The sequence below is a fragment of the Aeromicrobium halocynthiae genome (assembly GCF_039531385.1).
Taxonomy (GTDB): domain Bacteria; phylum Actinomycetota; class Actinomycetes; order Propionibacteriales; family Nocardioidaceae; genus Aeromicrobium; species Aeromicrobium halocynthiae.
In genome coordinates this window covers 124,156-147,608 of record NZ_BAAAPY010000007.1, presented here as the reverse complement: position 1 = coordinate 147,608, position 23,453 = coordinate 124,156, and the positions used below count along the sequence as shown (strand labels likewise).

Here is a 23,453-nt window from a genome sequence, read left to right as displayed (position 1 = left end):
GGCCGCCTGGGCCGCACCGGGCTACCCTGGTGACTAAGCGGTCGCTTAGTCACGGACCGCTGCCGATGCGCCGCTCGACCACCCCGACCGGAGGTACCCCGTGAAGTTGCGACTGTCGCAGGAGGACGCCGATTTCCGCGAGGAGATGCGGACGTTCTTCACCACCCAGGTCCCGCAGGACATCCGCGACACCGTCGCGGCCCGTCGTGAGCTGAGCAAGGACCAGGTCGTCCGCGCCCAGCAGACCCTCAACGCCGCCGGCCTGGCCGTCCCCGGCTGGCCCGTCGAGTGGGGCGGCAAGGACTGGACGCCGCTGCAGCGCCACATCTGGCACGAGGAGATGCAGCTGGCCTGCGTCCCGCTGCCGCTCGCGTTCAACGCCAGCATGATCGGACCGGTCATCGCGCAGTTCGGGTCCCAGGAGATGAAGGAGCGCTTCCTGCCCGCCACCGCGAACCTGGACATCTGGTGGTCGCAGGGCTTCTCCGAGCCCGACGCCGGCTCCGACCTCGCGTCGCTGCGCACGAGTGCCGTCCGCGACGGCGACCACTACGTCGTCAACGGCCAGAAGACGTGGACCACGCTCGGGCAGTACGGCGACTGGATCTTCACCCTCGTCCGCACCGACCCCGAGGCCAAGAAGCAGGCCGGCATCTCGATGCTGCTCATCGACATGACCTCCCCCGGCCTCACGGTGCGTCCCATCGAGCTCATCGACGGCGGCCACGAGGTCAACGAGGTGTTCTTCGAGGACGTCCGCGTCCCGGCCGAGAACCTCGTCGGCGAGGAGAACAAGGGCTGGGACTACGCCAAGTTCCTGCTCGGCAACGAGCGCGTCGGCGTCGCGCCGGTCGGCTCGACCAAGCGGATCCTGGCCCAGGCCAAGGAGCACGCCGGCGACCGCCTCGAGCAGGACCCGTTGCTCGCAGCCCGCGTCGCGGAGCTGGAGAACGAGCTGCTGGCGCTGGAGCTGACGGCACTGCGCGTCGTCGCGGACTCCGCCGACGGCAAGCCGCACCCCGCGTCGTCGGTGCTGAAGCTGCGTGGCACCGAGCTGCAGCAGGACGTCACCGAGCTCGTCGTCGACATCGCCGGTCCGCTGTCGCTGGCCTCCGGCGCCGCCGACGGCTCCGACGTCCCCGACTGGGCCCGCGTGGCCACCCCGCAGTACCTCAACTACCGGAAGGCGTCGATCTACGGCGGCTCCAACGAGGTGCAGCGTCAGATCATCGCCAAGACCATCCTGGGACTGTGAGGCAACCATGGACTTCACCCTGAGCTCTGAGCAGAAGGCCCTCCGCGACGCCGTGCGTGGCCTGCTGACCTCGGCCTACGACTCCACCGAGACCCGCCGCGAGGTCGTCAAGGACGATCCTGGCTTCTCCGAGAAGACCTGGGCCCGCCTCGCCGAGCTCGGCGCGCTCGGCCTGCCGTTCAGCGAGGAGGACGGCGGCTTCGGCGCCGGGCCCGTCGAGGTGAGCGTCGTCGCCGAGGAGATCGGCCGCACGCTCGCGCCCGAGCCCTTCGTCGAGTCGGTCGTCCTGGGCGGTTCGCTGGTCGCCGCGCTGGGTACCGCCGAGCAGCGCAGCGACCTGATCGGCCGCCTGGCCGAGGGAGCGCTCGTCCTCGCCGTCGCGCACGAGGACCTCGGCAAGCCCGTGACGGCGACGCAGGACGGCGACGCCTGGACGCTGGACGGCGTCAAGGAGCCGGTGCTGCACGGTGCCCGGGCCGACGTGCTCCTCGTGACCGCCGCCCTTCCCGGTGGGGGCACGGGCGTCTTCGTCGTCGAGGGCGACGCCGCCACCCGCACCGGCTACCGCACCCACGACGGCCTGCGTGCCGCACGCGTCGCGTTCGACGGCACCGCCGCCACGCCGCTCGGCGAGGCGAGCGACGCCGCTGCTGCGATCGAGGACGCCGTGGCCCGCGCCCAGGTGGCGTACTGCCACGAGGCGCTCGGCGCGATCGACGTCGCCCTGCACCAGACGGTCGAGTACCTCAAGACGCGCAAGCAGTTCGGCGTGCCGCTGAGCACCTTCCAGGCGCTGACGTTCCGCGCGGCCGACATGTACGTCTCCGCCGAGCTGGTGCGCAGCACGGTCTCGTGGGCGACGCTCGTGCTCGCCGACGACCCGGACCGCGCGCGTGAGGCCGCGGCCCGCGCCAAGCTGCAGGTCTCGCGGGCAGCCCGGCACATCGGCCAGGAGGCGATCCAGCTGCACGGCGGCATCGGCATGACGGCCGAGTACTCCGTCGGGCACTACACGAGCCGACTCACCGCCATCGAGCACACGCTCGGTGCCGGGTCCGACCAGCTGCGCGTGCTCGCGTCGTCGGTCGGCGAGCACGGCGTCGTGGAGCCGATCGCCTGATCGTCGCGTGCCCCCCGCGGGCCAGGGCGTCAGCCGGTGGCGCCGACCGAGCGCCAGTAGGCGTTGAGGGCGCTGTTCGTCTTGACGAACCAGACGATCAGGCCGACGAGGAAGAACCAACCGAGCAGCAGCGCCCACAGTCCTGTGACGGCCGAGACCGGCGCCTGCCGGCCCTGGCGCTCGTGCAGCCGGCCGACCTCGTGGGAGCTCAGGAACGGCATGACGATGCCCGCGAAGATGGCCAGCACCAGGGCGATCGGGCCGCCGATGCCCTCGCCGGTGTGCGTCCTCATCTCCTCGTGGGTCTTGTAGTACCAGAACCACGTGTAGAAGCCGAGGGTGACGATCGTCAGGACGATGCATCCACCGGTTCCGCGGATCTTCCCGACCGGGACGAGCGGTCCAGCGGCCGGAGGAACGACTGGGGTGTGGCTCATGTCGGCGATGCTGCCACGTCCGAACGTCGCAACGGGGGCGAATGCTCCCGGACGTGCGAAGACCCCTCGCGCACCCGACAGAGCTCACTGACCCTTGCTGCCTCTCGGCCCTGGGGGAGTTGGGTGATGTGTCGCCGCGCGAGGGGCTGGAGCCAGCATACGCAGGGGTCCCCGGTGCTCCCAAGCCGGGCGCCGCCAGGTAGGCTCCTCGACGGAGGATTCGCATAGTGGCCTAGTGCGCTCGCTTGGAAAGCGGGTTGAGTGAAAGCTCTCAGGGGTTCGAATCCCCTATCCTCCGCCGAGTCTCTGGAAGCCCGACCTATCGGGCTCCGGCAAGAGCCACGCTGGTCAAGGACCGCCCGAGCCGGCGGAGGCTTATCGCCGCCGGGTCGGACGCCTTCGGCAGCGTGGAGGCGTCTCGGCATGCCTCGACGAGGGGTCCTGCACCGCTCCCTCTGGAGACGCCTCCTGCTGGAGACCGCCGACCGGGCCTACTTCGTCGACGTCCGCCGCCCCAAGAAGGTGCTCCGTCAGGTCGAGCAGATCCGCAGACAGGGCGGCGCGTGAGCGGGGTGCGGACGAAGGCCGTCCGAGCCGACGCGTGCTGGCACACTGTTGGGCGACGACGGTTTACGGGGGTGGACGATGCAGACGGTTGACGGCGGTGGCGGATTCGTGCCGGAGTTCCCGCTGCCGAGGTATCCGGGCAACGCCGATCAGGCGCAGGCGGCCGGCGACATGGCGGTCGCGCAGCACGCTCCCCCCTCTACGGTCGCGCCTGACGGCGCTCACTCCACCGCGGCGCCCGCTCGCTGCAGGATCCGGTCGACGTCGACCCCGACCGGCAAGGTGCCGTAGACCGACGTGCCGTGGACGCCCAACCGGCTGGCCGTGAAGGCGTCGGCGACGGCCTCGTCGCCATAGCGCACCAGCAGCGAGCCCTGCAGGGTCGACGCCATCAGGCCCACGAGCTCGCGGGCCCGGTACTCGGCGTCCTTGAGCTCGCTCAGCTCCTTCTTCAGCCGCAGCACGGCAGCGTCGAGGTGCAGGTCCGCGCCGGCGGCCTCGTCCAGCTCGTCGAGGAAGACCTGTACCGACTCCGGCTGGCGAGCCATCGCCCGCAAGGTGTCGAGGGCGGCGACGTTGCCCGAACCCTCCCAGATGCTCATGAGCGGCGCTTCGCGGTACAGGCGTGGCATGCCGGAGTCCTCGATGTAGCCGTTTCCGCCCAGGCACTCCAACGCCTCCGCCGCATGACCGGGCGAGCGCTTGCAGACCGCGTACTTGCTGACCGCGAGCGCGATGCGGCGCAGGGCTGCCGCGCGCTCGTCACCGCGATGGGTGTCATCGGTCAGGGCGGCCAGCCAGAGCGCGACCGTCGACGACGCCTCGGCCTCGACCGCGAGGTCGGCCAGCACGTTGCCCATGAGGGGCTGGTCGACCAGCGCGGCGCCGAAGGCTCGCCGGTGGCGCGTGTGGTGCAGGGCCTGCTGCACCCCGACGCGCATGCTGGAGGCTGAACCGAGCGTGCAGTCCAGACGCGTCATGTTGACCATCTCGATGATGGTTCGTACGCCTCGCCCCTCGGGCCCGAGCCGCCAGCCGACGGCACCGTCGTACTCGATCTCGCTGCTGGCGTTGGAGCGGTTGCCGAGCTTGTCCTTGAGCCGCTGCAGGGCGATGGCGTTGGGGGTGCCGTCGGGCAGGACCCGCGGGAGCACGAAGCAGGTGAGTCCGTCGGGCGCCTGGGCGAGGGTGAGCAGCACGTCGGACATCGGCGCCGACGTGAACCACTTGTGCCCGGTGATCCGGTAGGTGCCGTCACCGGCGTCGGTGGCGCGCGTGGTGTTGGCGCGGACGTCGGAACCGCCCTGCTTCTCCGTCATGGACATCCCGGCCACGAGTCCGGTCTTCGTCGCCGGCGCGACGAACGAGGGGTCGTACGTACGCGTCGTGAGACCGGGCACGAAGGTCTCCGCGAGCGCGGGGTCCACGCGCAGCGCCGGGACCGCCGCGTACGTCATCGAGATCGGACAGACGTGGCCCGCGTCGGTCTGCATCCAGGCGCTCAGGGCGGTGGCGCGCTCGAGGTGGGCCGTCGGCGAGTCCGAGGCCCACGGGCTGCCGTGCAGCCCGAAGCCCACGGCCTTTCGCATCAGTGCGTGGTAGGCGGGGTCGTACTCGACCCGGTCGACGCGGTGGCCGTAGCGGTCGTGGGTGTGCAGGACCGGGTGGTGCCGCTCGGCGAGGATCCCGAGCTCGACGGCCTCCGCCGAGCCGGCGGCGCGTCCGACCTCACGCACCCGCTCGCGCGCCTCGGGCGCGACCCCGTGCCGCTCCAGCGCCTCGGTGTACACCGGGTAGTCGCTCGCGTCGTGCTCGGGCACCGGCGGCGCCTGGTTGGTGACCTCGTGGGTGGTGCTCATCGGTTCTCCTCGGCAGGGGACGGTCGAAGGGCGGACAGCTCGGAGCGGAAGGTCGCGTCGGCGCGTCGGAGTGCGTCCCCGGGCCAGTCGGCGGGGAGCAGCGACGTGGGCAACCACGGGTCGTCGCGCAGGTGGCGGACGATGGCCGCGTGGACGGCGAGACGTTCGGCGAGGTCGTCGACGTTCGTGCGCTCCAGCAGCCACCGGCCCCGTGCCGCCCATGGGTGCAGCGGCCACAGCCGGGCGGCGAGCTCCCGGTCGTCGGTGGGCCGGGTCGTCAGCTCGACGACGCCCGTGTCGCTCGGGCGCACCGGCTGCGCGATCGTGTCGGGCCGCATCCAGACGCCTTCGCGCAGCTCGGCGAAGCGACCTGCGGTGAGCTCGCGACGCAGCACGCCGCGGTCGGCGGCCGAGCGGCCCCCGGAGACGACCACGATCATGGCCCACGACCCGTCGTAGGGGCGGGTCCGAGGACGGAGCGACTCGTCCTGGCGCTCCTGGCGCCAGCGGTGGCGTCCGGTCAGCCGGTACGTGCCGCTCGCGGCGTGGACGTCGCCGCCGGTCGCCAGCCGCGACAGGGCGACCCGCATCGTCGGCGGCGACACGCCGAACCGATCACCCAGCGCGACGAGCTCGCGCGATGACAGGCCCTGCGGTCCGGCGCCGAGCAACAGGCTCAGCGCGACCGACCGCGCCGACAACGGGCGCACGGCAGGGGTGTCCAGGAGGTTCATCGACCTCAGTATTACACTTGTCTTTGCGGACGTCGACGGAACGTAATAGTACCGGCATCGGTGGTGGGCCCTCGTCCTGGTAGGAACGCAGCATGAGCCCTCCGCGCCGCGTCGACCGACGGAACGCGACCTTCCAGCACTGGCAGAGCCTGCTGGGCAACCGCACGAAGCGTCATCGGACCGGGGAGGTGCTCGTCCAGGGGTTCGGCCGATCACCGTCGCCATCGATGCCGGCGTCGAGGTGGTGGCACTGCTCGTCGACGCGAACGCGCGCCGTTCGGCCTGGGCGCGCGAGACGATCGAGCGCAGCGCCGCCCCCGTCGTCGCCGTCGCCACCGAGCTCATGGTCGAGCTCGGGGAGAAGGACGAGTCCGCGCCCGAGCTGCTCGCCGTGGTCCGTCGCCCCCAGGCCGGGCCCGAGGACCTGCCCGAGGGTGACGACGCCGTCGTGCTCGTGCTCGACCGACCGACCAGTCCCGGCAACGTCGGCTCCCTCGCCCGCTCGGCCGACGCCCTCGGCGCGCACGCCGTCGTCGTCACGGGGCACGCCGCGGACCCGTGGGACCCCCGAGCGCTGCGCGCCAGCACGGGGTCCATGTTCGCCCTGCCCGTGATCGCCGTCGACGACCCCGCCCCCGTCCTGGGCTGGCGGGACCGTCGACGATCGAGCGCTGGCCAGGTCACGATCGTGGGCACCGACGAGGGCGGCGAGACCCTCCTGCCGCACGCCGACCTGCACGGCAGCGTCGTCCTCGTCGTGGGCAACGAGACCCGCGGGATGAGCCTCGCGTGGAGCGAGGCGTGCGACGTGGTGGTCTCGATCCCGATGACCGGCAGCGCCAGCTCCCTCAACGCGGCGGCGTCGGGCTCGATCGCGCTCTACGAGCTCGCGCGGCGCCGCTGGACGTGAGCGCCCCGTCGTGGTCGCTAGTGGGCGGCCTCGTACGCCTCGATGATCGAGGCGGGCACGCGTCCGCGCGCGGGCACGTCGAGCCCCTGCTCCTGGGCCCACGCACGCACCTGCTTGGCGTCGGGTCCGCCCGACGTGGACGCGCCCGACGAGGCCTTGCGACCCGGCCGACCGGCACGACGTCCGACAGCGATGTACGGCGCCACGGCCTTCTCGAACATCTCCCGCTCCGCGAGCGTCAGGTCGACCTCGTACCCCGTGCCGTCGAACACGAACGACACCGTGGGGGAGGTCGAGTCGATCTCCTCGCCGCTGAGATCGGAAAAGAACTTCTCGATGGTCTTCTTCGCCATGGCCGAACTCTATCGGAAAGTCGAGAAAGTCCGAATTGCCGACCAGAGAAAGTCGATATCGCGCCGCGCCGCAACACGATCTGCGACGGTCGACGACGTCTAGACTGGCGGCGTGATCTTTCGGAGGGTGGCCCAGGGACGTCCGTACCCCGCCCACGGCCTCGACCAGCGCGACTGGGCCGAGATCTCCCCGACGCAGGTGCGCCTGGCCGACCTCACGACCACGAAGACCCAGCTCGACCTCGAGAACCTGCTCGACGAGGACTCCACCTACTTCGGCGACCTCTTCGCCCACTGCGTGGCCTGGAACGGCGAGCTGTTCCTCGAGGACGGCCTGCACCGCGCCGTCCGGGCGGCCTTGCAGCAACGTGCGATGCTGCACGCCAGGATCCACACCATCGCCTCCTCGGCCTCCACCCCCACCCCACCGACAGGGAGCCCGCGTTGAACCGCTCCAGCCTCGCCGGTCCGCTCACCGTCCTCGGGGCGGTCGCGGTCCTCGTCGTCGGCGCACTGGTGGGCTTCCGGCTGCTGACGGCGTCGGCCGAGATCGAGATCGTCGACGCGTGCGAGGACCGGAACGTGGCGGTCGGCGAGCCCGTCACCCCCGCGCTCGTGCCCGTCGACGTGTTCAACGCCAGCCAGCGCGCCGGACTCGCCAACCGCGTGAGCATCAACCTGCAGCGTCGCGGCTTCCTGCCCGGACAGGTCGGCAACAGCCCGATGGAGGTCGAGTCCGACGGTGTCACCATCGTCACCGACACACCGGAGGACCCCCGGGTGCGCCTGCTCGCGGCACAGTTCGGCGACGTCGAGTTCGTGCCCCCCGCCGGGTCCGTCAGCAGCGAGAACATCGTCGTCATCGTCGGCAACGACACGAACCAGGACCTCGTCGACGACGCGACGACCGAGGTCGAGGCGGACGTGCCGGTGAGCGTGTGCCTGCCGGTCGCTCCCGAGGTCGAGGTCGAGAGCTCCTGACCGGTGCACCGGCGCGACGTCCTGAGGCTCGGGCTCGCCGCGGCGGGCCTGGCGGCCCTGCCCTCCTGCGTGACCTCAGAAGGTCCAGGACCTGAGGTGCAGACCATCTCCTACGGCGACGACCCCGCCCAGGGGGCCGAGCTGAGCCGACCGGACGGGACCTCCCGCGGTGTCGTCGTCGTCATCCACGGCGGCTTCTGGCGCCAGGAGTACGACCTCTCGCTCGGGCGTCCCCTCGCGGCAGCCCTCGTCGCGGGCGGCTGGACGGCGTGGAACCTGGAATACCGACGCGTCGGCGGTGGCGGAGGCTTCCCCGCCACGTTCGACGACGTGTCGGCCGGGATCGACGCCCTGGCCGACGTCCCCGGGCTCGACCTCTCGACGGTCGTGACCCTGGGTCACTCCGCCGGCGGGCACCTGGCCGTGTGGGCGGCCGGCCGGTCCGGCACCGAGCGGTGGGCCGACGTCCGCGTCCCGGTGACGGCGGCGGTCTCCCAGGCTGGCGTCCTCGACCTCGCCGCCGGTGAACGTCTCGGCGGTGGTGCCGTGCGCGACCTCCTGGGTGACGAGCCGGTCTCTCGCGAGGTCGACCCCCTCGGGCAGGTGCCGCTCGACGTCCCCGTGCGCTGCGTCCACGCCCCCGACGACCCCCTCGTGCCGATCGAGCAGTCCGAGACCTACGTCGCCGCGGCGCGTGCCGCGGGTGCCGACGCCGCACTGGTCCGCGTCGACGGTGGCCACTTCGACGTCATCGACCCTGGCTCGGACGCGTGGGCGAGCATCGAGGCGACGATCGCCGACGTGGTGGCGCGCTAGGTCGACCGGCACCGGCGACCGAACCGGCCTACCGTGAGCGGATGAGCGACCGCTACCGACTGATGGTGCCCGTGACGGTGCCCCCGCTGCTGATCGCCGCCGTCGGCCTCAGCCACCCGTCGCCGCTGACGGTGGAGATGGCCGAGCACTGGCAGCTCATCCACACGATCCTGCTCTTCCTCTTCCCGCTCGTCGCGCTCGGCCCCTGGCTGGTGGCCCGGCGGGGGAGCCCCGCCGCCGCGGTCGTGGTGGGCGTCGTGGCGTACGTCTACGCCACCGCGTACACCGCCCTGGACGTGCTCGCCGGGATCGCCGGTGGGGCGATCAAGGCCGCCGAGGCGGGCGGGCTCGGCATCATCTTCCCGGTCGCCGCGAACTTCGAGCTCGTCGGCGGCGTCGCGCTCGTCCTCGCCTCCGCCCTGTCCGTCGGGATCGTCAGCCGCGCCCTCGGGTGGTGGGTCGTCCCGGGCGGGGTCCTCGTCATCGCGAGCGCCTGGCTGCACTGGCAGGCCCACGTCTACCCACCGCGGGGCGTGCTGTCGATGGTCGGTCTCGCCGCCGGGTGGGGGCTGCTGGCATGGCAGCTCACCCGGCCCGGTGTCGCCGCACGAGACGTCGCGAGGCGTGACCGGACGGTCACCACCGACTGACCACGGTCAGGACTGCTCGCCGACCCAGCCCCCGGTGCGCGCGTGCAGCTCCGCGCACACCGTCCGGTAGAAGCGCTCGACCTCGGGGCCGCTGAAGTCGGCGGCGCCGGACATCGTGTCCGAGCGTGCCTGGAACCACAGCGCCGCCCTGAGCAGGTCGACGCCCAGCTCGCCGCCGAGCGTCCCCGCGTCGACCGCCTGGAACACCGGGCGGTAGGCGAGCGCGGCCACCTGCCCCATCGACGACGAGACGAAGAACGACGCGTCGTAGGTCCCGGCGAACTCGTGCAGCTCGGCCCACCCGGCGTCCGCGGTCGGCACACGCAGACGCCGGACGACGGCGAGCTGCTTCTTGTGGGGGCCGCTCACGCCTTCTCCAGGTGCTCGATGAGCGCGAGGGCAGCACGTGCGTAGCCGGCGACGCCCTCCCCGGCGACCACCACGGTCGCGATGTCCGAGACGTACGAGTGCTGCCGGAACTCCTCGCGCGAGGCGACGTCAGAGACGTGGACCTCCGCCACCGGCAGGTCGACCGCGAGGAGCGCGTCGCGCAGGACCACGGAGGTGTGCGTGAGGCCCCCGGGGTTGATGACGATGCCGGCGCAGTCCTCGCGTGCCTCGTGGATCGCGTCGATGAGGACGCCCTCGTGGTTGGACTGCACCGCACGCACGGCGTAGCCGCGCTCGTCGGCGGTGTACATGACCGACTCCACGACGTCGTCGAGGGTGGCCGTCCCGTAGACGTCCGGCTGTCGCGTGCCGAGGAGGTTCAGGTTGGGTCCGTTGACCAGCAGCAGGCGGCGTTCCGTCACCCGCCCACGGTACCGACCGGCACGGGGCCGGACCGCGCGACCTTTCGGCGCTCGTCTCACCCCGGCTCCCCTAGGCTGGGGACAGCCGCACCAGGAGGTCTGCCATGTCGACGATCGTCGCCGGTTACGTGTCCACCCCCGAGGCCGAGGCCGCGCTCGAGTGGGCCATCGACCATGCCGCGCAGAGCGGCGCTCGCCTCGTCGTGGTCGCCACGACCGGCGCCGCCGCCGAGGTCGGCGTCTCCGAGGAGCAGGAGATCGACGCCCTGCGCGGACGGCTCGACGGCGCGGGCATCGCGAACGAGGTCTTCCACTTCCACGGCCCCGCCGCCGGCGCCGCCGACTCGATCCTCGACCACAGCCGCCGCGTCGACGCCGACCTCGTCGTGATCGGTCAGCGTCGACGCTCCCCCGTCGGCAAGCTGGTGCTGGGCTCCACCTCCCAGCGCGTCCTCATCGAGGCCGACTGCCCGGTGGTCGCGGTCAAGCCACGCTGAGGGTGCCGCGGCGGCGCGGCCACCCCCGATGCCGCGCGACGGGACACCGGGGGCAGCGCCGCACTGACCGATCTCGAGGCCGGCCTGGTGGCCGGTGCGTCGCCACTGGGCTGACGCACCGTGGGAGCCGCCCCCACGGCGACGTCGGGGGTCTGGGCGCACGACTCGCCCGGCAGGGTCGTCGACGACGATCCTGCGGCGGCATCGCGCGCGCTGCTGACGTCCACCGCTCCCTGAGCGGACGTCACATCGCGCCACCGGGTGGTGGCGTGCATGCGGAGTCTCCCTCTCCTGACGGCCAGGTCTCCCAACCCGGACCACATGAGCTCGTCACGACCTCTCGGCGTGTCTCGCTCGTTCTCCCTTTCCCCAGATGCTCGACCACGCCCGGGGTCAAGCGCGACGTCACCGGCTGTCTCCGTTCCCGCCCGCATCGACGTCGGTCCAGCGCCGCGGGTCGACGGCGTACACCCAGCGTCGCCGCGGCCACTCGGTGAGCGTCCACAGCTGCCCGCGCTCGGGCCACCACGTGATGTCCTCCGGACCGGTGGGGAGGACGCCGCGGTGACGGCGGAAGGCGCCGGGCGAGCCGACCCAGAGGTCACCGGGGTTCCCCTCGCCGTTGCTGGACGTGAGGACCCAGGAACCATCGGCGACGACGGCACCCTGCATCCGCGGCACCTGACGCTCGTGGATCTCGACCGGACGCGTCGAGCCGTCCCCGCCGCCCGGCAGGTGGGTGCCGCGGTCCAGGGGGAAGCGCACGAGGCGGTGCGACGGAGCGTCCTTGCGTCCGTACTCGCCGGCGACGAGGTGGTCGCCGGCGGCCTCGCGCTGCAGCGAGAGGAACGAGTACGTCATCGCCCGGGTCCCGGCCGACGTCGACGGGTGACACCGGCCGGCCTGGACGAGGACGTACCGGTGGCCACCCGTGCGCCAGCGGGACCGGACACGGACGACGTCGTCGAGCCGGAAGACCCGCAGCCCCGAGGCGCTCCCGGCCACGAACAGGTGCGGTCCGTACCAGACGATGCCCCCTGCGTGGACGCGCACGGGACGCCACCGCCGCCACGGCCGCCGCCGCAGTCGACCGGGGCGGGGCTCGACGAGCAGCACGTGCCGGTACCGCGGGGCGTCGGCATCGACGTCGTCCACCACCGTGACGCGCGACCCGAGCCACCGTCCCACGAGGCCCTTGCCGTACCAGCTGGCCAGCAGCGTCGACCCGCTCGCTCCACCGTCGGCGCTCGTCGTGATCCCCTGCGGGTACCACCGCTGTGTGCGCTGGTCGCGCTCGTCCCAGGCGAAGCCCTGCGCCGCCGCCTCGGCCGGCACCTCGACCCGGGTCGCGACGCGGTCGAGGTCCGCGAGGACCCCGGCGAGACCGACCCTGACCATGCCGCGCCGCAAGCGCGAGGGCGCCGGCGGTCCGACGTCGACGCGCAGGGAGAAGCCGGTCGAGGTCATCGCTCCAGCGTAGGAGCCCGCCCGACGCGCGCACCCCGCATCGGACCGGTAGCGTCGCGAGCCGTCGTCGATGGAGGGAGAGCACGTGCGCAGACTGGGACGACTCGTGGTCGTGCTGCTGCTGGCGGTGGTGGCCGCGGGCCAGCTGCTGGCCTGGACGCCGCCGTCGTGGTGGGTGCCGGTCCTGCAGTGGTGGCCCAGCCAGTACGCGGTCATCATCCTCGGCGTCGTCCGCGACGCGCTCGGGTTCTGGGTCGTCGTCGCCGCTGCCCTGCTGCTGAGCCTGGCCGTGCTCACGGGACCGCGCGACGGCACGTCGCCGTGGCGCAGGCCCGCGACGGTGGTCGCGGTCGTCACCCTCGGGTCCTCGGTCGTGCTGCACGGCCTGCAGGTCGCGCAGGCGCGTGAGGAGGGTGCCGACGTCTCGGTCGTCTCCCCCTCGGTGCCGTTCCTGGACCCCACGCCGACACCGGACCGTGAGGTCGTCGTCGGCACCGTCGGCGACGACGAGGACCTGCTCGCCGACCTGTACCTGCCCGACGACCCGGAACCGGGCGGGGCGCCCGTGGTGGTCCGTGTGCACGGTGGCGGGTTCGACAGCGGCAGCAAGGCGCCCAGTCCCTACTTCACGCCGCTGCTGGCGGAGGGCTTCGCCGTCCTCGACGTCACGTACCGACTCGCCTCGCCGGACCGGCAGACGTGGGACACCGCGGTCGCGGACGTCGGGTGTGCCCTCACGTGGATCAGCGTCGACGGCGTGGCCGCCGGGCTGGACCCCACCCGGGTCGGCACCCTCGGCGAGTCCGCCGGTGGCCAGCTGGCCGTCAACGCCGCGAACCTCGGCGTCCTGGGCGAGCTCGACCCGTCGTGCCGGACCGCCGACGACCTCCCGGACGTCGGTGCCGTGGTCACGGGGTACCCGGCGGTCGACGGCGGCGCCGCGTACGAGGACTCCGCACTCGGCCGCGGCTTCGGGGACCGCTACATCGGCGGGCCGCGAGATGAGCTCCCCGAGCGGTACGCGCTGACGGACTCCGTCAACCACGTCAGCGCCGACGGTGCACCCCTGCTGATCTACCAGGGATCGGCGGACCACCTCATCCTGCCCGGACCGGTGCGTGCGTTCGCGCAGGCGTCGGCGGACGCCGGAACCCTGACGCGCTACGTCGAGCTGCGTGGCCAGGAGCACACCACCGGCGGCGGCCTCGGCACGCTGTCGCTCGGCGACCTCGTCGGACGCGACCTCACCACGGGGTGGTTCGTCGAGCACCTACGGTGAGGGGATGGACCTCGAGACAGTGAGTCGTCGGGCGGGGACGTGGTTTCCGGCGATCGTGGTGCTGGCCGGAGCGGTCGCGGTCTGGCGACCCGAGCCGTTCACGACGATCACGCCGGCGGTCCCGTGGCTGCTGGCCGTCATCATGCTCGGCATGGGCATGACGCTGCGCCCTCGCGACTTCGCGGTCGTGGCGTCCCGGCCGGCAGCGCTCGCCGTCGGTGTCGTGGCGCAGTTCGTCGTCATGCCCCTCGTCGGACTCGCCCTGGCGACGGTGTTCGGCCTGTCGGCGGCGCTCACCGTCGGCGTCATCCTCGTGGGGTCCGCGCCCGGCGGGACGGCGTCGAACGTCATGGTCTACCTGGCACGTGGCGACACGGCCCTCTCCGTGGCGATGACCACCGCCTCGACGCTCCTCGCCCCGCTGCTGACGCCCCTGCTCGTGCTGTGGCTGGCCGGTGACCGGCTGCCGGTCGACGCCCGCGGGCTGTTGGTCTCGATCCTGCAGATCGTCCTCGTCCCCGTGGTGCTCGGGGTCCTGCTGCGCCTGACCGTGCCGCGCGCCGTCGAACGGGTGCTGCCCGCCATGCCGCTCGTGTCGGTCGTCGGCATCACCGTGGTGGTGCTGGCCGTCGTCGCCGGCAGCGCCGAGACGGTGCTCTCGGTCGGTCTGCTCGTGGCCGTGGTCGTGGTGCTGCACAACGGGTTCGGCCTGCTTCTCGGCTACGTCACCGCGCGCGTCGTCGGGCTCGACGAGACCGCGCGCCGGGCGGTGGCGATCGAGGTGGGCATGCAGAACTCCGGGCTGGCCGCCGGACTGGCGACCGTGCACTTCACGCCTGCCGCTGCCCTGCCCGCGGCCCTGTTCTCCGTCTGGCACAACGTGTCCGGGTCGCTGCTCGCGGGCTACTGGTCACGCCGGCCGGTCCGGACGCAGACGGCGGCGAGCGATGCGGACCGCTCGACCTGACCATCGGGGTCGTCCTGCCGCTACCGTAGGAGTCACACAGAGGGAGGTCCGTCATGAGCACGATCGTCGTCGGGTACGTCGTCACCGCCGAGGGAGACGCCGCGTGGAACTGGGCGGTGGAGCACGCACGCCTCACCGGGTCGCGCATCGTGGCCGTCGCGTCGAGCTCACCGGACCCCGACGTGTCGTCGGAAGCCGTCGTCTCCCAGCTCGAGGAGGCGCTGACGACGGCCGGCGTCGACGGCGAGGTGGTGCACTTCATCGGCACCAGCGGGGCCCCCGACTCCATCCTCGACAACGCCCAGCGCCACGACGCCGACCTCATCGTCATCGGCCAGCGTCGACGCTCACCGGTCGGGAAGATCATGCTCGGCTCGACGTCCCAGCGCGTCCTGCTCGAGGCCGACTGCCCGGTCGTGGCGGTCAAGGCCCCACGCTGACACACGCTGCGCCGACGCACGCCACCGCGGCGCGCGTGGCACGATCGGGCACGTGACGTTCGAGGAGCTGCCCGCCGCGGTGGTGCAGACCGACTCCGACGTCGTCGCCGGCTTCGCCCACGACGAGGCCCAGCTGGTGGATCGGAGGCTGCCGCTCGCGGTGCTCTCGCCGCGCAGCACCGACGAGGTCGTCGCGTGCCTGCGCGCCGCGGCATCCGCGGGACTGGCGGTCGTCACGCGCGGCGCCGGGACGGGACTCGCCGGAGGAGCCAACGCACCCGACGGTTCGGTGGTGCTCAGCACCCGCCGGCTCGACCGCATCGTCGCGATCGACGTGGAGGAGCGGTTGGCCGTCATGCAGCCGGGCGTGGTCACCGCCGACCTGCGCTCCGCGGTCGCTGACCTCGGCCTGTTCTACCCGCCCGACCCCGGCAGCGTCGCCACCTCGACGATCGGCGGCAACGTCGCCACGAACGCCGGCGGCATGTGCTGCGTGAAGTACGGCGTCACCGGTGACTACGTGCTGGGCCTGGAGGCGGTGCTCGCCGACGGGCGGGTCATGCGCACCGGCCGGCGCACGGTCAAGGGAGTCGCAGGCTACGGCCTGACCAGCCTGCTGGTCGGCTCCGAGGGCACGCTCGGCGTCATCACGGAGATCACGCTGCGACTGCTGCCCGCTCCCCCGCCACCGGCGACCGTCGTGGCGACGTTCGCCTCGCTGACCGACGCCGGTCGCGCGGTAGAGCGGATCACTGGCGACGGCACCGACGTCTCCCTCCTGGAGCTGCTCGACGCCACGACGCTGGCCGCGATCGACGCCCACACCGGCATGGGTCTGGCCGCCGAGGCCATGCTGCTCGTCCAGTCCGACCTGCCCGACCCCGGCCCTGCGATCGACTCCGTGCAGGCGGCGTGCGAGGCGGCCGGCGCGGTCGACGTGGTCGTGACGACCGATGCCGACGAGGGCGCGCAGCTGCTGGAGGCCCGACGCCAGGCGCTGCCGGCTATGGAGCGGCTCGGCGACTGGCTGCTCGACGACGTCTGCGTTCCGCGGCGCTCGATCGTCGCGCTGGTCGAGGGGATCGCGCAGGTGGCGGACGACGTGGGCCTGACCATCGGCGTCTTCGGGCACGCCGGCGACGGGAACATGCACCCGACGATCGTCTTCGACCGCCATGACCCCGACAGCCTGGCCGCCGCCCGGCGCGCCTTCGACGCGATCACCGCACTCGCCCTCGAGCTCGGCGGCACCGTCACCGGCGAGCACGGCGTCGGCCGGTTGAAGTCGGGATGGCTCGCGCGCGAGCTCGACCCCGTCGCCCTCGACGTGCACCGCACGGTGAAGGCCGCGCTGGACCCCCACGGTCGGCTGAACCCGGGCAGCGTGCTCAGTTGATCAGCGTGGACGGGAACGGCTACGTCTCGCCCCCGCCGCCGGATCCGGTCGTCGCGGCCCGTCCTGTCGGTCCGGTGGTCGAGACGGCCGACGGGTCGCAGGGCCTCGCGACGGCCACCTACGACAAGGCGGGGCAGTATCGCTACCGACTGTCGCGAGTGTGGGACCTGACGCTTCCGCGGTGCCTTTTCGTGATGCTCAACCCGTCGACAGCGAGCGCCCACGTGCTCGACCCGACGGTGACGCGCTGCCACCGGTTCGCGCTCGACTGGGGCCACGGCTCGTTCGAGGTGGTGAACATCTTCGCCCACCGCTCGACCGACCCGCGCGCGCTGCGCACCGTCGCCGACCCGGTCGGCCCCGGCAACAACGATGCGATCCTCGCGGCCGCCGACGCGGCTGACCTCGTCGTCGCCGCGTGGGGCGTGCACGGCGCCCTTCACGACCGTGGGCCGGCGGTGCATGCGTTGCTCACCGGCGCAGGTCATGCCCTGCACCACCTACGGATGACGTCGAGCGGCCACCCGGGCCACCCGCTGTACCTTCCGGGATCGACTGTCCCGGTCCCCTGGCACGTCGATGGATGACGGACCCGCTACAGCTCGTCGGCGACATCGCGCGGCAGATCCATGCAGGTGGAGTTGATACCGAAGTTCAGGTCGTACGCCTGCCCCTGTCCACCGTCGTAGACGGACGGCGGATCGAACACGGCCCCCAGGCGCACACCCGACTCAGTCGTGACGACGAAACCGACTGCTCGATCGTCGCTGACCTCCACGTTGAAGCCTTCGTCCGTCAAGGCCGCGGCGAGCGTCGCGGCGACCTCCTGCTGTGTGTCCTCACTGAAGACGCTGACACCTACTCCGCCGTCGAGCTCGTAGACGTTGCTGCCTTTGAGCGCACAAGGAATCTCGGTGAGCTGGCCGGGCGAAGAGGAGTCCTCGTCGAACTCCGTCTGCGCCACACGCTTGGCCCGCTCGAGCGTGTCCTGAGCCTCGGCCCGGACGGCCTCGAACTCCTCACGACTCTCGATCTCGACGACCAGAGGCGGCCGACCCTCGCGATCCGGACCAGGACCACACGCCGCCAACGCCGACATCAGCGCCACGACGAACATCACCACAGGCACCCTGGCGACACGCTGCTGTGGTCCCGGCGGACGTCCAGAGCGCGAGATGATCCCCGACCGACCACGAGAGCACGACGAGAACCCGCGGCGGGACGAACGACCAGGCCCGATCACGAGCGACACCTACAGCTCGTCGGCGACATCGCGCGGCAGATCCATGCAGGTGGAACTGAGCCCGAAGTTGAAGTCGTACGACTGGCCGGCGTCACCCGCATACGGGGCGAGCGCGCCGGTCCCGACTCCGAACCGCACGCCCGACTCGGTCGTCATGCCGACGACGACCGAGTTCTGCGGTGAGATCTCGGCATCGAACCCCTTCGTTTCCAAGGCCTCGGCAAGTCGCGCGGCAACCTGCTCAGCGCTGTCCTCACTCGCCACGCTGACGGCGAGTCGACCACTCAACTCATAGACGTTCGCTCCCTTGAGCTCACACTTGATGCTGTTGACCTGCCCCGGGGTGGACGACACGTCATCGAACTCGGCCTGGGCTACCGCTCTCATCTGCTGCAGGACGTCCTCGGCCTCGGCTCGAACGGCGTCGAAGTCCTCACGACTGTCGATCTCGACCACCAAAGGCGGACGGCCCTCACGATCCGGACCAGGACCACACGCTGCGAGCGCCGACACCAACACCACTCCCACCGTCACGATCGTCGCCCACACGACGCATCCCTTCGCTTCATGCCTCGACGCTATCGTTTCGTTCACTGGCCGACACCTGGCAGGAATCGTCGCCGCAGGTGGTCCGTGACGGCTTCACCGACGGCACCGGCGGCCCGGTAGGAGGGATGGTCCTGCGCCTGCTCGCCCCACCAGTCGATGCTGGAACCGGTCCGGCCTGGGACGACGTCGACCTCGCCGCCGCGGTCGACGACGACCTTGCCGATGTCGCCTAGGGACGCAGAGTCGCGCAAGGCACGGCCCTCCTCCTGCATCTCGCGTCGGGAATCGAAGTAGGAGACGTGATTCTCCAGCCCGGCCAGCAGCCCACTACCGGACAAGCTGAACGCCTCCTGATTCTCGACCCTGAACCGGATCGCCCCAAACTCCGCGGACGCGGGATCGACGCCCAACCCGATGGACCCGCCGTTCCCCAGGCGGGTCACCGGATCGTCGTCGGCCGAGCCCACGTAGACCGTGCCGCGTAGGTCGCTGGCATGCACGTTCCCGCGCCCGGGTCCGGGGCTGCCGACCAGGACGACGTTGTCACTGTCCATGTCGAAGTCGCCGGCAGCCTTGCCGGTGGTCGTGGAGCCGTAGGAGTGACCGATGACGGTCAGGTTGGCGCGGCCTGCCTCCGGATGGACCGCGGCGCCGGCGGCCGCCTTCTGCTCGTTCCCGACACCGAGGGCGTCCAGCTTCGCCGTCAGGCGTTCACCCCGATTCGGATCGAGGATTCCCTCGGCATCGGGAGCGTCGTAGCCCAGCCAGGCGATGGAGGCCACCGACCCGTCGGTCTGTGCGGAGGCTGACCGCAGGACGTTGAGGGCGTCCTGGGAGACTCCGCCGAAGGTGTTGACGGTGCTGGTCAGGCCGGGGACGTTGATCGACACGTGGTCGGCGGTCTCGGGGTTGCCGTACGCGACGGCGGCGAACCCGTCGCCGTTGGCGGTCTCGGGGTCGAACAGCAGCAGGTAGGACGTGACGACTCGTCCTTCGATCTGCAGTCCGTCGGTCCTGTCCAGCGCCTTCTGGACCGTGGAGATCTTGTCCAGGGTGTCGCGGTCCGCGGCCGTCAGGGTGCCGGCCTCCCGCTTGTCGTCCAGGTGGGTGCGCAGGGCGTCCAGCGCGAGCCGGTTGGCCTCGTCGCGGTCTGCGACGGCGATGCCATCGAGGCTGCCGATCGCTTCGGGGTCGGCCATCTTCAACGCCTCCCGCTCGGCGCGTGTCAGGGAGGCCCACCAGGTGGCGACGGTCGTCGGGTCGCTGCGGTCCAGATCCGCGAGCTGGCGAAGAAGAGCCGCCTCGTCCGGCGCCCGTGCGACCAGGCCGTGACCCTCCTTCAGGGTGTCGGCCTTGGCCAGTCCGGCGATGAGGCGGTCCTCGGCGGCGGTCAGCCGCTCCTGCCAGGCCGACACCTGCCGGTCGAAGTCGTCGACCCGTCCGCGCAGGGCGACGGCAGTGGCGGCGAGGTCGGACCGTTCGGCCGCGGTGTGCCCCGCCGCCTGGCCGCGGAAGTCCGCGATGTCCCTGCTCAGCTGTGTTCGGGTGGACTGGTGGTTCTCGTGCTCGGCGCGCAGCTCGTCGGTGCGGTCCAGGTAGGCATCGAGGACGGTCAGGCCGGTGTGCAGCGCGGCTTCGGCAGCCTCCAGGTCACGCACGGTGCCGGTCAGCACGTGCTGCGCGGTGACGGCCTGCGCGTCGTCCCACCCCGGTGGCGCCGTGTGGCTGCTCATCCGTTGCGCCGTGGCCGACATCGCCTGCACGCATCGCCTGGTGCCGGAGGTGACCGCCCGACCACCGGGGGCGACCTCGAACGGTGGCAGCGGCACCGGATCGGTGACCTCCAGCCCGGTCACGGCGCCTCGCCGAGGGCGTCGAGAGGGTCCGCCGTGAGGGACGTGATCGGTGCGGTGACGGGTTTGCGGCAGATGGCGGCGTAGTCCGACCACGGGAGCAGCGACCGCAGGTCCTGTGCGCTCTGCTGGTCGTGAGCGACGTAGATGCCGGCGGCTGCGTCGAGCATCTCTCCGTTGGCCGAGGCTGCTCTGACGCGCGCGGACATCTCGCCCTCCCAGGCGCCGAAGAACCGCGAGACGGCGCCGGCGACTCGTGGGCCGAGCTCAGGTGCGGCGCTGGAGGCGTCGCGCAGGTAGCTGCGTGCCTGCTCGACGTCCTCACCCAGACCGCGCCACGTCCTGCCAGCGCGCAGCACCTCGAACGGCAGCATGTCGAGCTCGGCCATCACGACCCCCCGTGCACCCTGACCAGCGGTCCGCGCCCCTGGACGGTGAACGTTCGACCGTCGACGGTCGCGTCGACCCGGATGAGCCCCGTCGGGGCTGACGCCGTCATCTGCGGCGTGGGCGCCGGGACGGGCGCAGCAGCCCAACCGGCGTCGATCACGGCGTCGCGCAGCAGCAGCAGAGCGTTCAGCGCGTCCCCCTCATGGTCGTAGGTCTGGACCCACTCGCCGACGTGCTCCTGCAGACCGTGCGGAGCCGGACGCCATCTGCTTGCGGCGTCCCGGACGGTCAGGGTCGCGGGGAGGACCGACTCGACCTGCCTGAGTGCCTCGTGCGCGATGCCGTCCAGGTCCTGAGAGCGAGCCAGGAGCGCGTCGACGGGCTCCTCCGGCGGCAGCACGACGACCTCGACGTCCGGCTGGAGCTGGCGGAACGCGTCGAAGAACGGCTCGTCGAGTCCGACGTCCTTATTGCTCGCCATCACACCCCCCGATGAGCGCGAGTACCTGTGGCAAGGGTAAGCAGTCCGGCTCCCGACGTCCAGGCACGTCGAGTGCGGCCGTCAGTCTCACGACGCCGACGGATCAGATCTGAGACGGCAGAGGCCCGAACCCACGATCGTGGGCTCGGGCCTTCCCGATGTCCTGAGACATCACACGGCGGTGGCGGTGGGATTTGAACCCACGGTGGGTTTGACCCCACACATCATTTCGAGTGATGCACCTTCGGCCGCTCGGACACGCCACCGCGGGGAACCTTACCGGACCGGGCCCCGGCGATCACACGGAGGTTCTGGCCCTCAGGCCGACGCGAGCCGACGCCGGCGCAGCTTCCAAAGGGCGTCGACCACCTCGATCAGGACGATCACGACCGCACCGGCGACGATGCCGTCGTTGACGTAGCCGAGCACCCGCTCGTTCATGCCGACCGCGTCGACGAACTCGGGGTTGAGCAGCGAGTCCCGCCACGCGAGCCAGGCGAACGGCAGTGCGAAGGCGAGCGAGACGACGGACGTCGCGGCCACGATCGGACCGGTCCACCGTCCCTCCCGGTGCTTCCACACCTCGAGCGCGGCGTTCGCGACGAGCACGGCGAGCAGCAGGGGCAGCCACCCGGACCACAGTGCAGGGTCGAGCACCGCGACGTCCTCCCCGTCCGGACCCTGCACCCAGCTGCGGAAGTTCTGCACCACGAGCACCACGCCGAACAGTCCGATGAAGACGAGCGCCGTCACGGTGTCCACCAGGCTGATGTCGCGCTCATCCGGCGCGTCGGGCAGGGCGTCGACCGTCCACCCGGGCAGCCCCGGGTCGACGTCGACCCGCTCCAGCACCGCGAACACGACGGTCGTCCAGAAGACCACCTGCACCGCGGCCTGGAAGCCTGCCGAGACCGCCGCGCCGACCGCGTCGGCACTGCTGTCGTTGCGGATCATCACGACCGTCAGCACGACGAGGGCGACGGCTCCGGGGATCCAGGTGAGCAGCCGCAGCATGAGCCGCCAGTAGGTGAGGAAGTACCGCGGACCGATGAGGTGCAGCGGCCGGTCCGCGTACTGGGCGGCGAGGACGCCGGGGTCGCCGAGGTCGGTCAGGACGACGCGCTCGGCCTCGTCACGGTCGAGGTCGTCGCGGGCGTCGACCATGTCATCGATCGACGACCGGAGCTCGCGGCCGATCTCCTCGCGCCGCGCCTCGGGCACGGAACGCTGGACGGCGTGGACGTAGCGGTCGGTGAGGGTGGTGGTCATGAGCGCTCTCCCTGCGTGAGCCGGTCGATGGAGGAGGTGATGGCAGCCATGTCCTCAAGCAGGACGGCCAGGACGGACTCGCCTCGCAGGCTGGTCCGGTAGATCTTGCGGGGGCGGGACTCGTCGGTGTTCCACTCGCTGAGCAGCAGGCCCTGGTCCTCGAGACGCCGCAGCAGCGGGTAGAGCGTGTTCGCGTCGACCGCGAAGCCGTACCCGGCGAGGGTCTGCAGCAGCGCGTAGCCGTGGCCGGGCTCGCGCAACGCGGTGAGGCTCGCCACCACGACGGTGCCTCGACGCAGCTCCTGCAGGTGGGTCTTGACGACGTCGTCCGCTTCCATGCCTCGCACTTTACTGTGTGTCACACACTATTGTCCAACGCACGTCATTGCGTGGGCACCGTCCTCGATGTGCACCGTCTGCTGGGAGGATGTCACCGTGCCGACCCCATCGATCGACGCGCTCGTGGCGCGCGTCGTCGGACTGCTCGACGACCGACCGCGCATCGTGGTCGGGATCGCCGGCGCGCCCGGCTCGGGCAAGTCGTCCCTGGCGCGCAAGCTCACGCGTCGTCTCGAGACCGCAGGCGTACCGGCCGTCCAGGTGCCGATGGACGGGTTCCACCTCGCCGACGTCACCCTCGACGCGCTCGGCCTGCGCCACCGCAAGGGTGCGATCGAGACCTTCGACGCGCACGGCTACGTCGCCCTCCTCCGCCGCCTGCTCGACGTGCCGCAGCACGCCGTCCACGCACCGGGCTTCGAGCGCCGCCTGGAGCAGCCGGTCGCGGCCGCCGTGACCGTCCCGCCGACGACGCGTGTCGTGGTCACCGAGGGCAACTACCTCCTCGACGCCCACGACCCGTGGCCCGAGGCGAGAGCCCTCATGGCCGAGGTCTGGTACGTCGAGCTCGACGAGAACCGACGTCGGTCGCGACTCGTGGAACGGCACGTCGCGTCCGGCAAGAATCGAGCCGCCGCGCAGGCGTGGGTCGACGACGTCGACGAGCCGAACGCGCAGCGGGTACGGGACCGACGCGAGCGTGCCGATCTCGTGATCGCCACCGACTGAGCCGCACCGAACGCGTGCCTGGCGGGTGTGGACGAGTCATGGAAGAGTGTCCGTGGGTCA

The 23,453-nt window shown here is 71.7% G+C and carries 29 protein-coding genes, 2 tRNA genes, 1 other RNA gene and 1 pseudogene; 17 read left to right on the top strand and 16 right to left on the bottom strand.

Features of this window, described 5'->3' with window-relative positions; genetic code table 11:
- Nucleotides 1–100: 100 nt before the first annotated feature.
- Nucleotides 101–1,255 (top strand): acyl-CoA dehydrogenase family protein, encoded by a 1,155-nt coding sequence (locus ABD213_RS11105; RefSeq protein WP_344328270.1) that lies wholly within the window; start codon nt 101–103, stop codon nt 1,253–1,255.
- A 7-nt stretch (nt 1,256–1,262) separates the two neighbouring features.
- Nucleotides 1,263–2,375 (top strand): acyl-CoA dehydrogenase family protein, encoded by a 1,113-nt coding sequence (locus tag ABD213_RS11100; protein WP_344328268.1) that lies wholly within the window; start codon nt 1,263–1,265, stop codon nt 2,373–2,375.
- Nucleotides 2,376–2,404: 29 nt separating this feature from the next.
- Here the strand turns inward: ABD213_RS11100 and ABD213_RS11095 are convergent, their stop codons facing one another.
- Both ABD213_RS11095 and ffs read right to left on the bottom strand, forming a co-directional pair.
- Nucleotides 2,405–2,812, bottom strand: a complete 408-nt coding sequence (locus ABD213_RS11095) for a DUF4234 domain-containing protein (RefSeq protein ID WP_344328265.1) — start codon at nt 2,810–2,812, stop codon at nt 2,405–2,407.
- Between the two features lie 54 nt (nt 2,813–2,866).
- Nucleotides 2,867–2,963: signal recognition particle sRNA small type (ffs, locus tag ABD213_RS11090), an RNA gene on the bottom strand.
- A gap of 62 nt (nt 2,964–3,025) precedes the next feature.
- On the opposite strand from ffs, the gene ABD213_RS11085 reads away from it, so the two are divergent.
- Together ABD213_RS11085 and ABD213_RS11080 are read left to right on the top strand one after the other, a co-directional pair.
- Nucleotides 3,026–3,110: transfer RNA gene (locus ABD213_RS11085), tRNA-Ser, on the top strand.
- A gap of 125 nt (nt 3,111–3,235) precedes the next feature.
- A complete protein-coding gene (locus ABD213_RS11080) occupies nt 3,236–3,379 on the top strand; it encodes a hypothetical protein (RefSeq protein WP_344328263.1) in 144 nt (47 codons plus the stop codon).
- Between the two features lie 221 nt (nt 3,380–3,600).
- On the opposite strand, the gene ABD213_RS11075 is transcribed toward ABD213_RS11080, so the two are convergent.
- Together ABD213_RS11075 and ABD213_RS11070 are read right to left on the bottom strand one after the other, a co-directional pair.
- Nucleotides 3,601–5,238, bottom strand: a complete 1,638-nt coding sequence (locus ABD213_RS11075) for an acyl-CoA dehydrogenase family protein (RefSeq protein WP_344328261.1) — start codon at nt 5,236–5,238, stop codon at nt 3,601–3,603.
- A complete protein-coding gene (locus tag ABD213_RS11070) occupies nt 5,235–5,972 on the bottom strand; it encodes a PaaX domain-containing protein, C- domain protein (protein ID WP_344328256.1) in 738 nt (245 codons plus the stop codon). The genes ABD213_RS11075 and ABD213_RS11070 overlap by 4 nt, the downstream gene beginning before the upstream one ends.
- Before the next feature lie 92 nt (nt 5,973–6,064).
- Here ABD213_RS11070 and ABD213_RS15105 point away from each other — a divergent pair.
- Both ABD213_RS15105 and ABD213_RS11065 read left to right on the top strand, forming a co-directional pair.
- Nucleotides 6,065–6,303 (top strand): annotated as a pseudogene (locus tag ABD213_RS15105) (hypothetical protein); the annotation flags it as partial.
- A 12-nt stretch (nt 6,304–6,315) separates the two neighbouring features.
- Nucleotides 6,316–6,882 (top strand): TrmH family RNA methyltransferase, encoded by a 567-nt coding sequence (locus ABD213_RS11065; protein WP_425546055.1) that lies wholly within the window; start codon nt 6,316–6,318, stop codon nt 6,880–6,882.
- A gap of 17 nt (nt 6,883–6,899) precedes the next feature.
- Here ABD213_RS11065 and ABD213_RS11060 read toward each other — a convergent pair whose 3' ends face one another.
- On the bottom strand, nt 6,900–7,235 hold the full coding sequence (locus ABD213_RS11060) for a histone-like nucleoid-structuring protein Lsr2 (protein WP_344328249.1): 336 nt from the start codon (nt 7,233–7,235) through the stop codon (nt 6,900–6,902).
- Nucleotides 7,236–7,347: 112 nt separating this feature from the next.
- Here ABD213_RS11060 and ABD213_RS11055 point away from each other — a divergent pair, with 112 nt between their 5' ends.
- The 4 genes from ABD213_RS11055 (at nt 7,348) to ABD213_RS11040 (ending at nt 9,682) form a co-directional block, all read left to right on the top strand.
- Nucleotides 7,348–7,683 (top strand): type II toxin-antitoxin system VapB family antitoxin, encoded by a 336-nt coding sequence (locus tag ABD213_RS11055; RefSeq protein ID WP_344328245.1) that lies wholly within the window; start codon nt 7,348–7,350, stop codon nt 7,681–7,683.
- The gene (locus ABD213_RS11050) at nt 7,680–8,216 is read left to right on the top strand and encodes a LytR C-terminal domain-containing protein (RefSeq protein ID WP_344328239.1); all 537 of its coding nucleotides are present in this window, start codon (nt 7,680–7,682) and stop codon (nt 8,214–8,216) included. Before ABD213_RS11055 ends, ABD213_RS11050 begins: the two co-directional genes overlap by 4 nt.
- Nucleotides 8,217–8,312: 96 nt before the next feature.
- A complete protein-coding gene (locus tag ABD213_RS11045) occupies nt 8,313–9,032 on the top strand; it encodes an alpha/beta hydrolase family protein (RefSeq protein WP_344328237.1) in 720 nt (239 codons plus the stop codon).
- A gap of 41 nt (nt 9,033–9,073) precedes the next feature.
- Nucleotides 9,074–9,682 carry a hypothetical protein gene (locus tag ABD213_RS11040; protein ID WP_344328234.1) on the top strand — a complete coding sequence of 203 codons (609 nt, stop codon included), beginning with the start codon at nt 9,074–9,076 and terminating at the stop codon, nt 9,680–9,682.
- 6 nt (nt 9,683–9,688) lie between these two features.
- Here the strand turns inward: ABD213_RS11040 and ABD213_RS11035 are convergent, their stop codons facing one another.
- Both ABD213_RS11035 and ABD213_RS11030 read right to left on the bottom strand, forming a co-directional pair.
- Nucleotides 9,689–10,051 carry a hypothetical protein gene (locus tag ABD213_RS11035; RefSeq protein ID WP_344328231.1) on the bottom strand — a complete coding sequence of 121 codons (363 nt, stop codon included), beginning with the start codon at nt 10,049–10,051 and terminating at the stop codon, nt 9,689–9,691.
- Nucleotides 10,048–10,494 (bottom strand): type II 3-dehydroquinate dehydratase, encoded by a 447-nt coding sequence (locus ABD213_RS11030; RefSeq protein ID WP_344328228.1) that lies wholly within the window; start codon nt 10,492–10,494, stop codon nt 10,048–10,050. Before ABD213_RS11030 ends, ABD213_RS11035 begins: the two co-directional genes overlap by 4 nt.
- Before the next feature lie 104 nt (nt 10,495–10,598).
- Between ABD213_RS11030 and ABD213_RS11025 the strand changes: the two genes are divergently transcribed.
- A complete protein-coding gene (locus ABD213_RS11025; protein WP_344328225.1) occupies nt 10,599–10,991 on the top strand; it encodes a universal stress protein in 393 nt (130 codons plus the stop codon).
- Nucleotides 10,992–11,396: 405 nt separating this feature from the next.
- Here the strand turns inward: ABD213_RS11025 and ABD213_RS11020 are convergent, their stop codons facing one another.
- Nucleotides 11,397–12,458: a hypothetical protein gene (locus ABD213_RS11020; RefSeq protein WP_344328221.1), complete on the bottom strand. Its 1,062-nt coding sequence runs from the start codon at nt 12,456–12,458 to the stop codon at nt 11,397–11,399.
- 85 nt (nt 12,459–12,543) lie between these two features.
- On the opposite strand from ABD213_RS11020, the gene ABD213_RS11015 reads away from it, so the two are divergent.
- The 5 genes from ABD213_RS11015 to ABD213_RS10995 are packed head-to-tail and all read left to right on the top strand — an operon-like array spanning nt 12,544 to nt 17,127.
- Entirely contained in the window at nt 12,544–13,737 is a 1,194-nt protein-coding gene (locus ABD213_RS11015; protein ID WP_344328217.1) for an alpha/beta hydrolase family protein, read from the top strand.
- 4 nt (nt 13,738–13,741) lie between these two features.
- Nucleotides 13,742–14,704 (top strand): bile acid:sodium symporter family protein, encoded by a 963-nt coding sequence (locus ABD213_RS11010; RefSeq protein WP_344328213.1) that lies wholly within the window; start codon nt 13,742–13,744, stop codon nt 14,702–14,704.
- A 53-nt stretch (nt 14,705–14,757) separates the two neighbouring features.
- Nucleotides 14,758–15,144: a universal stress protein gene (locus tag ABD213_RS11005; protein WP_344328210.1), complete on the top strand. Its 387-nt coding sequence runs from the start codon at nt 14,758–14,760 to the stop codon at nt 15,142–15,144.
- A 52-nt stretch (nt 15,145–15,196) separates the two neighbouring features.
- Entirely contained in the window at nt 15,197–16,540 is a 1,344-nt protein-coding gene (locus tag ABD213_RS11000; protein WP_344328208.1) for an FAD-binding oxidoreductase, read from the top strand.
- Nucleotides 16,541–16,545: 5 nt separating this feature from the next.
- A complete protein-coding gene (locus ABD213_RS10995; protein ID WP_344328326.1) occupies nt 16,546–17,127 on the top strand; it encodes a DUF1643 domain-containing protein in 582 nt (193 codons plus the stop codon).
- A gap of 8 nt (nt 17,128–17,135) precedes the next feature.
- Here ABD213_RS10995 and ABD213_RS10990 read toward each other — a convergent pair whose 3' ends face one another.
- From ABD213_RS10990 to ABD213_RS10955, 8 genes are all read right to left on the bottom strand, one after another.
- Nucleotides 17,136–17,660: a hypothetical protein gene (locus ABD213_RS10990; protein WP_344328203.1), complete on the bottom strand. Its 525-nt coding sequence runs from the start codon at nt 17,658–17,660 to the stop codon at nt 17,136–17,138.
- Nucleotides 17,661–17,792: 132 nt separating this feature from the next.
- Nucleotides 17,793–18,332 (bottom strand): hypothetical protein, encoded by a 540-nt coding sequence (locus ABD213_RS10985; protein ID WP_344328200.1) that lies wholly within the window; start codon nt 18,330–18,332, stop codon nt 17,793–17,795.
- A 41-nt stretch (nt 18,333–18,373) separates the two neighbouring features.
- Nucleotides 18,374–20,188 (bottom strand): alpha/beta hydrolase, encoded by a 1,815-nt coding sequence (locus tag ABD213_RS10980; protein WP_344328196.1) that lies wholly within the window; start codon nt 20,186–20,188, stop codon nt 18,374–18,376.
- A complete protein-coding gene (locus ABD213_RS10975; protein ID WP_344328193.1) occupies nt 20,185–20,574 on the bottom strand; it encodes a hypothetical protein in 390 nt (129 codons plus the stop codon). The genes ABD213_RS10980 and ABD213_RS10975 overlap by 4 nt, the downstream gene beginning before the upstream one ends.
- Nucleotides 20,574–21,056: a hypothetical protein gene (locus ABD213_RS10970; protein ID WP_344328191.1), complete on the bottom strand. Its 483-nt coding sequence runs from the start codon at nt 21,054–21,056 to the stop codon at nt 20,574–20,576. Before ABD213_RS10970 ends, ABD213_RS10975 begins: the two co-directional genes overlap by 1 nt.
- 179 nt (nt 21,057–21,235) lie before the next feature.
- Nucleotides 21,236–21,322, bottom strand: a tRNA-Ser gene (locus ABD213_RS10965).
- A 52-nt stretch (nt 21,323–21,374) separates the two neighbouring features.
- Nucleotides 21,375–22,325, bottom strand: coding sequence for an HAAS signaling domain-containing protein (locus ABD213_RS10960; protein ID WP_344328187.1), 951 nt, complete (start codon nt 22,323–22,325; stop codon nt 21,375–21,377).
- On the bottom strand, nt 22,322–22,663 hold the full coding sequence (locus ABD213_RS10955) for a PadR family transcriptional regulator (RefSeq protein WP_344328185.1): 342 nt from the start codon (nt 22,661–22,663) through the stop codon (nt 22,322–22,324). Before ABD213_RS10955 ends, ABD213_RS10960 begins: the two co-directional genes overlap by 4 nt.
- A gap of 97 nt (nt 22,664–22,760) precedes the next feature.
- On the opposite strand from ABD213_RS10955, the gene ABD213_RS10950 reads away from it, so the two are divergent.
- Nucleotides 22,761–23,393 (top strand): nucleoside/nucleotide kinase family protein, encoded by a 633-nt coding sequence (locus ABD213_RS10950; RefSeq protein WP_344328181.1) that lies wholly within the window; start codon nt 22,761–22,763, stop codon nt 23,391–23,393.
- Nucleotides 23,394–23,453: the final 60 nt, after the last annotated feature.

Bases quoted from the DNA above. Each gene is read 5' to 3' on its own strand.
- ABD213_RS11100 (WP_344328268.1), top strand. From the start codon at position 1,263: ATGGACTTCACCCTGAGCTCTGAGCAGAAGGCCCTCCGCGACGCCGTG.
- ABD213_RS11095 (WP_344328265.1), bottom strand. From the start codon at position 2,812: ATGAGCCACACCCCAGTCGTTCCTCCGGCCGCTGGACCGCTCGTCCCG.
- ABD213_RS11080 (WP_344328263.1), top strand. From the start codon at position 3,236: ATGCCTCGACGAGGGGTCCTGCACCGCTCCCTCTGGAGACGCCTCCTG.
- ABD213_RS11075 (WP_344328261.1), bottom strand. From the start codon at position 5,238: ATGAGCACCACCCACGAGGTCACCAACCAGGCGCCGCCGGTGCCCGAG.
- ABD213_RS11070 (WP_344328256.1), bottom strand. From the start codon at position 5,972: ATGAACCTCCTGGACACCCCTGCCGTGCGCCCGTTGTCGGCGCGGTCG.
- ABD213_RS11065 (WP_425546055.1), top strand. From the start codon at position 6,316: ATGGTCGAGCTCGGGGAGAAGGACGAGTCCGCGCCCGAGCTGCTCGCC.
- ABD213_RS11060 (WP_344328249.1), bottom strand. From the start codon at position 7,235: ATGGCGAAGAAGACCATCGAGAAGTTCTTTTCCGATCTCAGCGGCGAG.
- ABD213_RS11040 (WP_344328234.1), top strand. From the start codon at position 9,074: ATGAGCGACCGCTACCGACTGATGGTGCCCGTGACGGTGCCCCCGCTG.
- ABD213_RS11025 (WP_344328225.1), top strand. From the start codon at position 10,599: ATGTCGACGATCGTCGCCGGTTACGTGTCCACCCCCGAGGCCGAGGCC.
- ABD213_RS11020 (WP_344328221.1), bottom strand. From the start codon at position 12,458: ATGACCTCGACCGGCTTCTCCCTGCGCGTCGACGTCGGACCGCCGGCG.
- ABD213_RS11010 (WP_344328213.1), top strand. From the start codon at position 13,742: ATGGACCTCGAGACAGTGAGTCGTCGGGCGGGGACGTGGTTTCCGGCG.
- ABD213_RS11005 (WP_344328210.1), top strand. From the start codon at position 14,758: ATGAGCACGATCGTCGTCGGGTACGTCGTCACCGCCGAGGGAGACGCC.
- ABD213_RS10975 (WP_344328193.1), bottom strand. From the start codon at position 20,574: ATGGCCGAGCTCGACATGCTGCCGTTCGAGGTGCTGCGCGCTGGCAGG.
- ABD213_RS10970 (WP_344328191.1), bottom strand. From the start codon at position 21,056: ATGGCGAGCAATAAGGACGTCGGACTCGACGAGCCGTTCTTCGACGCG.
- ABD213_RS10960 (WP_344328187.1), bottom strand. From the start codon at position 22,325: ATGACCACCACCCTCACCGACCGCTACGTCCACGCCGTCCAGCGTTCC.
- ABD213_RS10955 (WP_344328185.1), bottom strand. From the start codon at position 22,663: ATGGAAGCGGACGACGTCGTCAAGACCCACCTGCAGGAGCTGCGTCGA.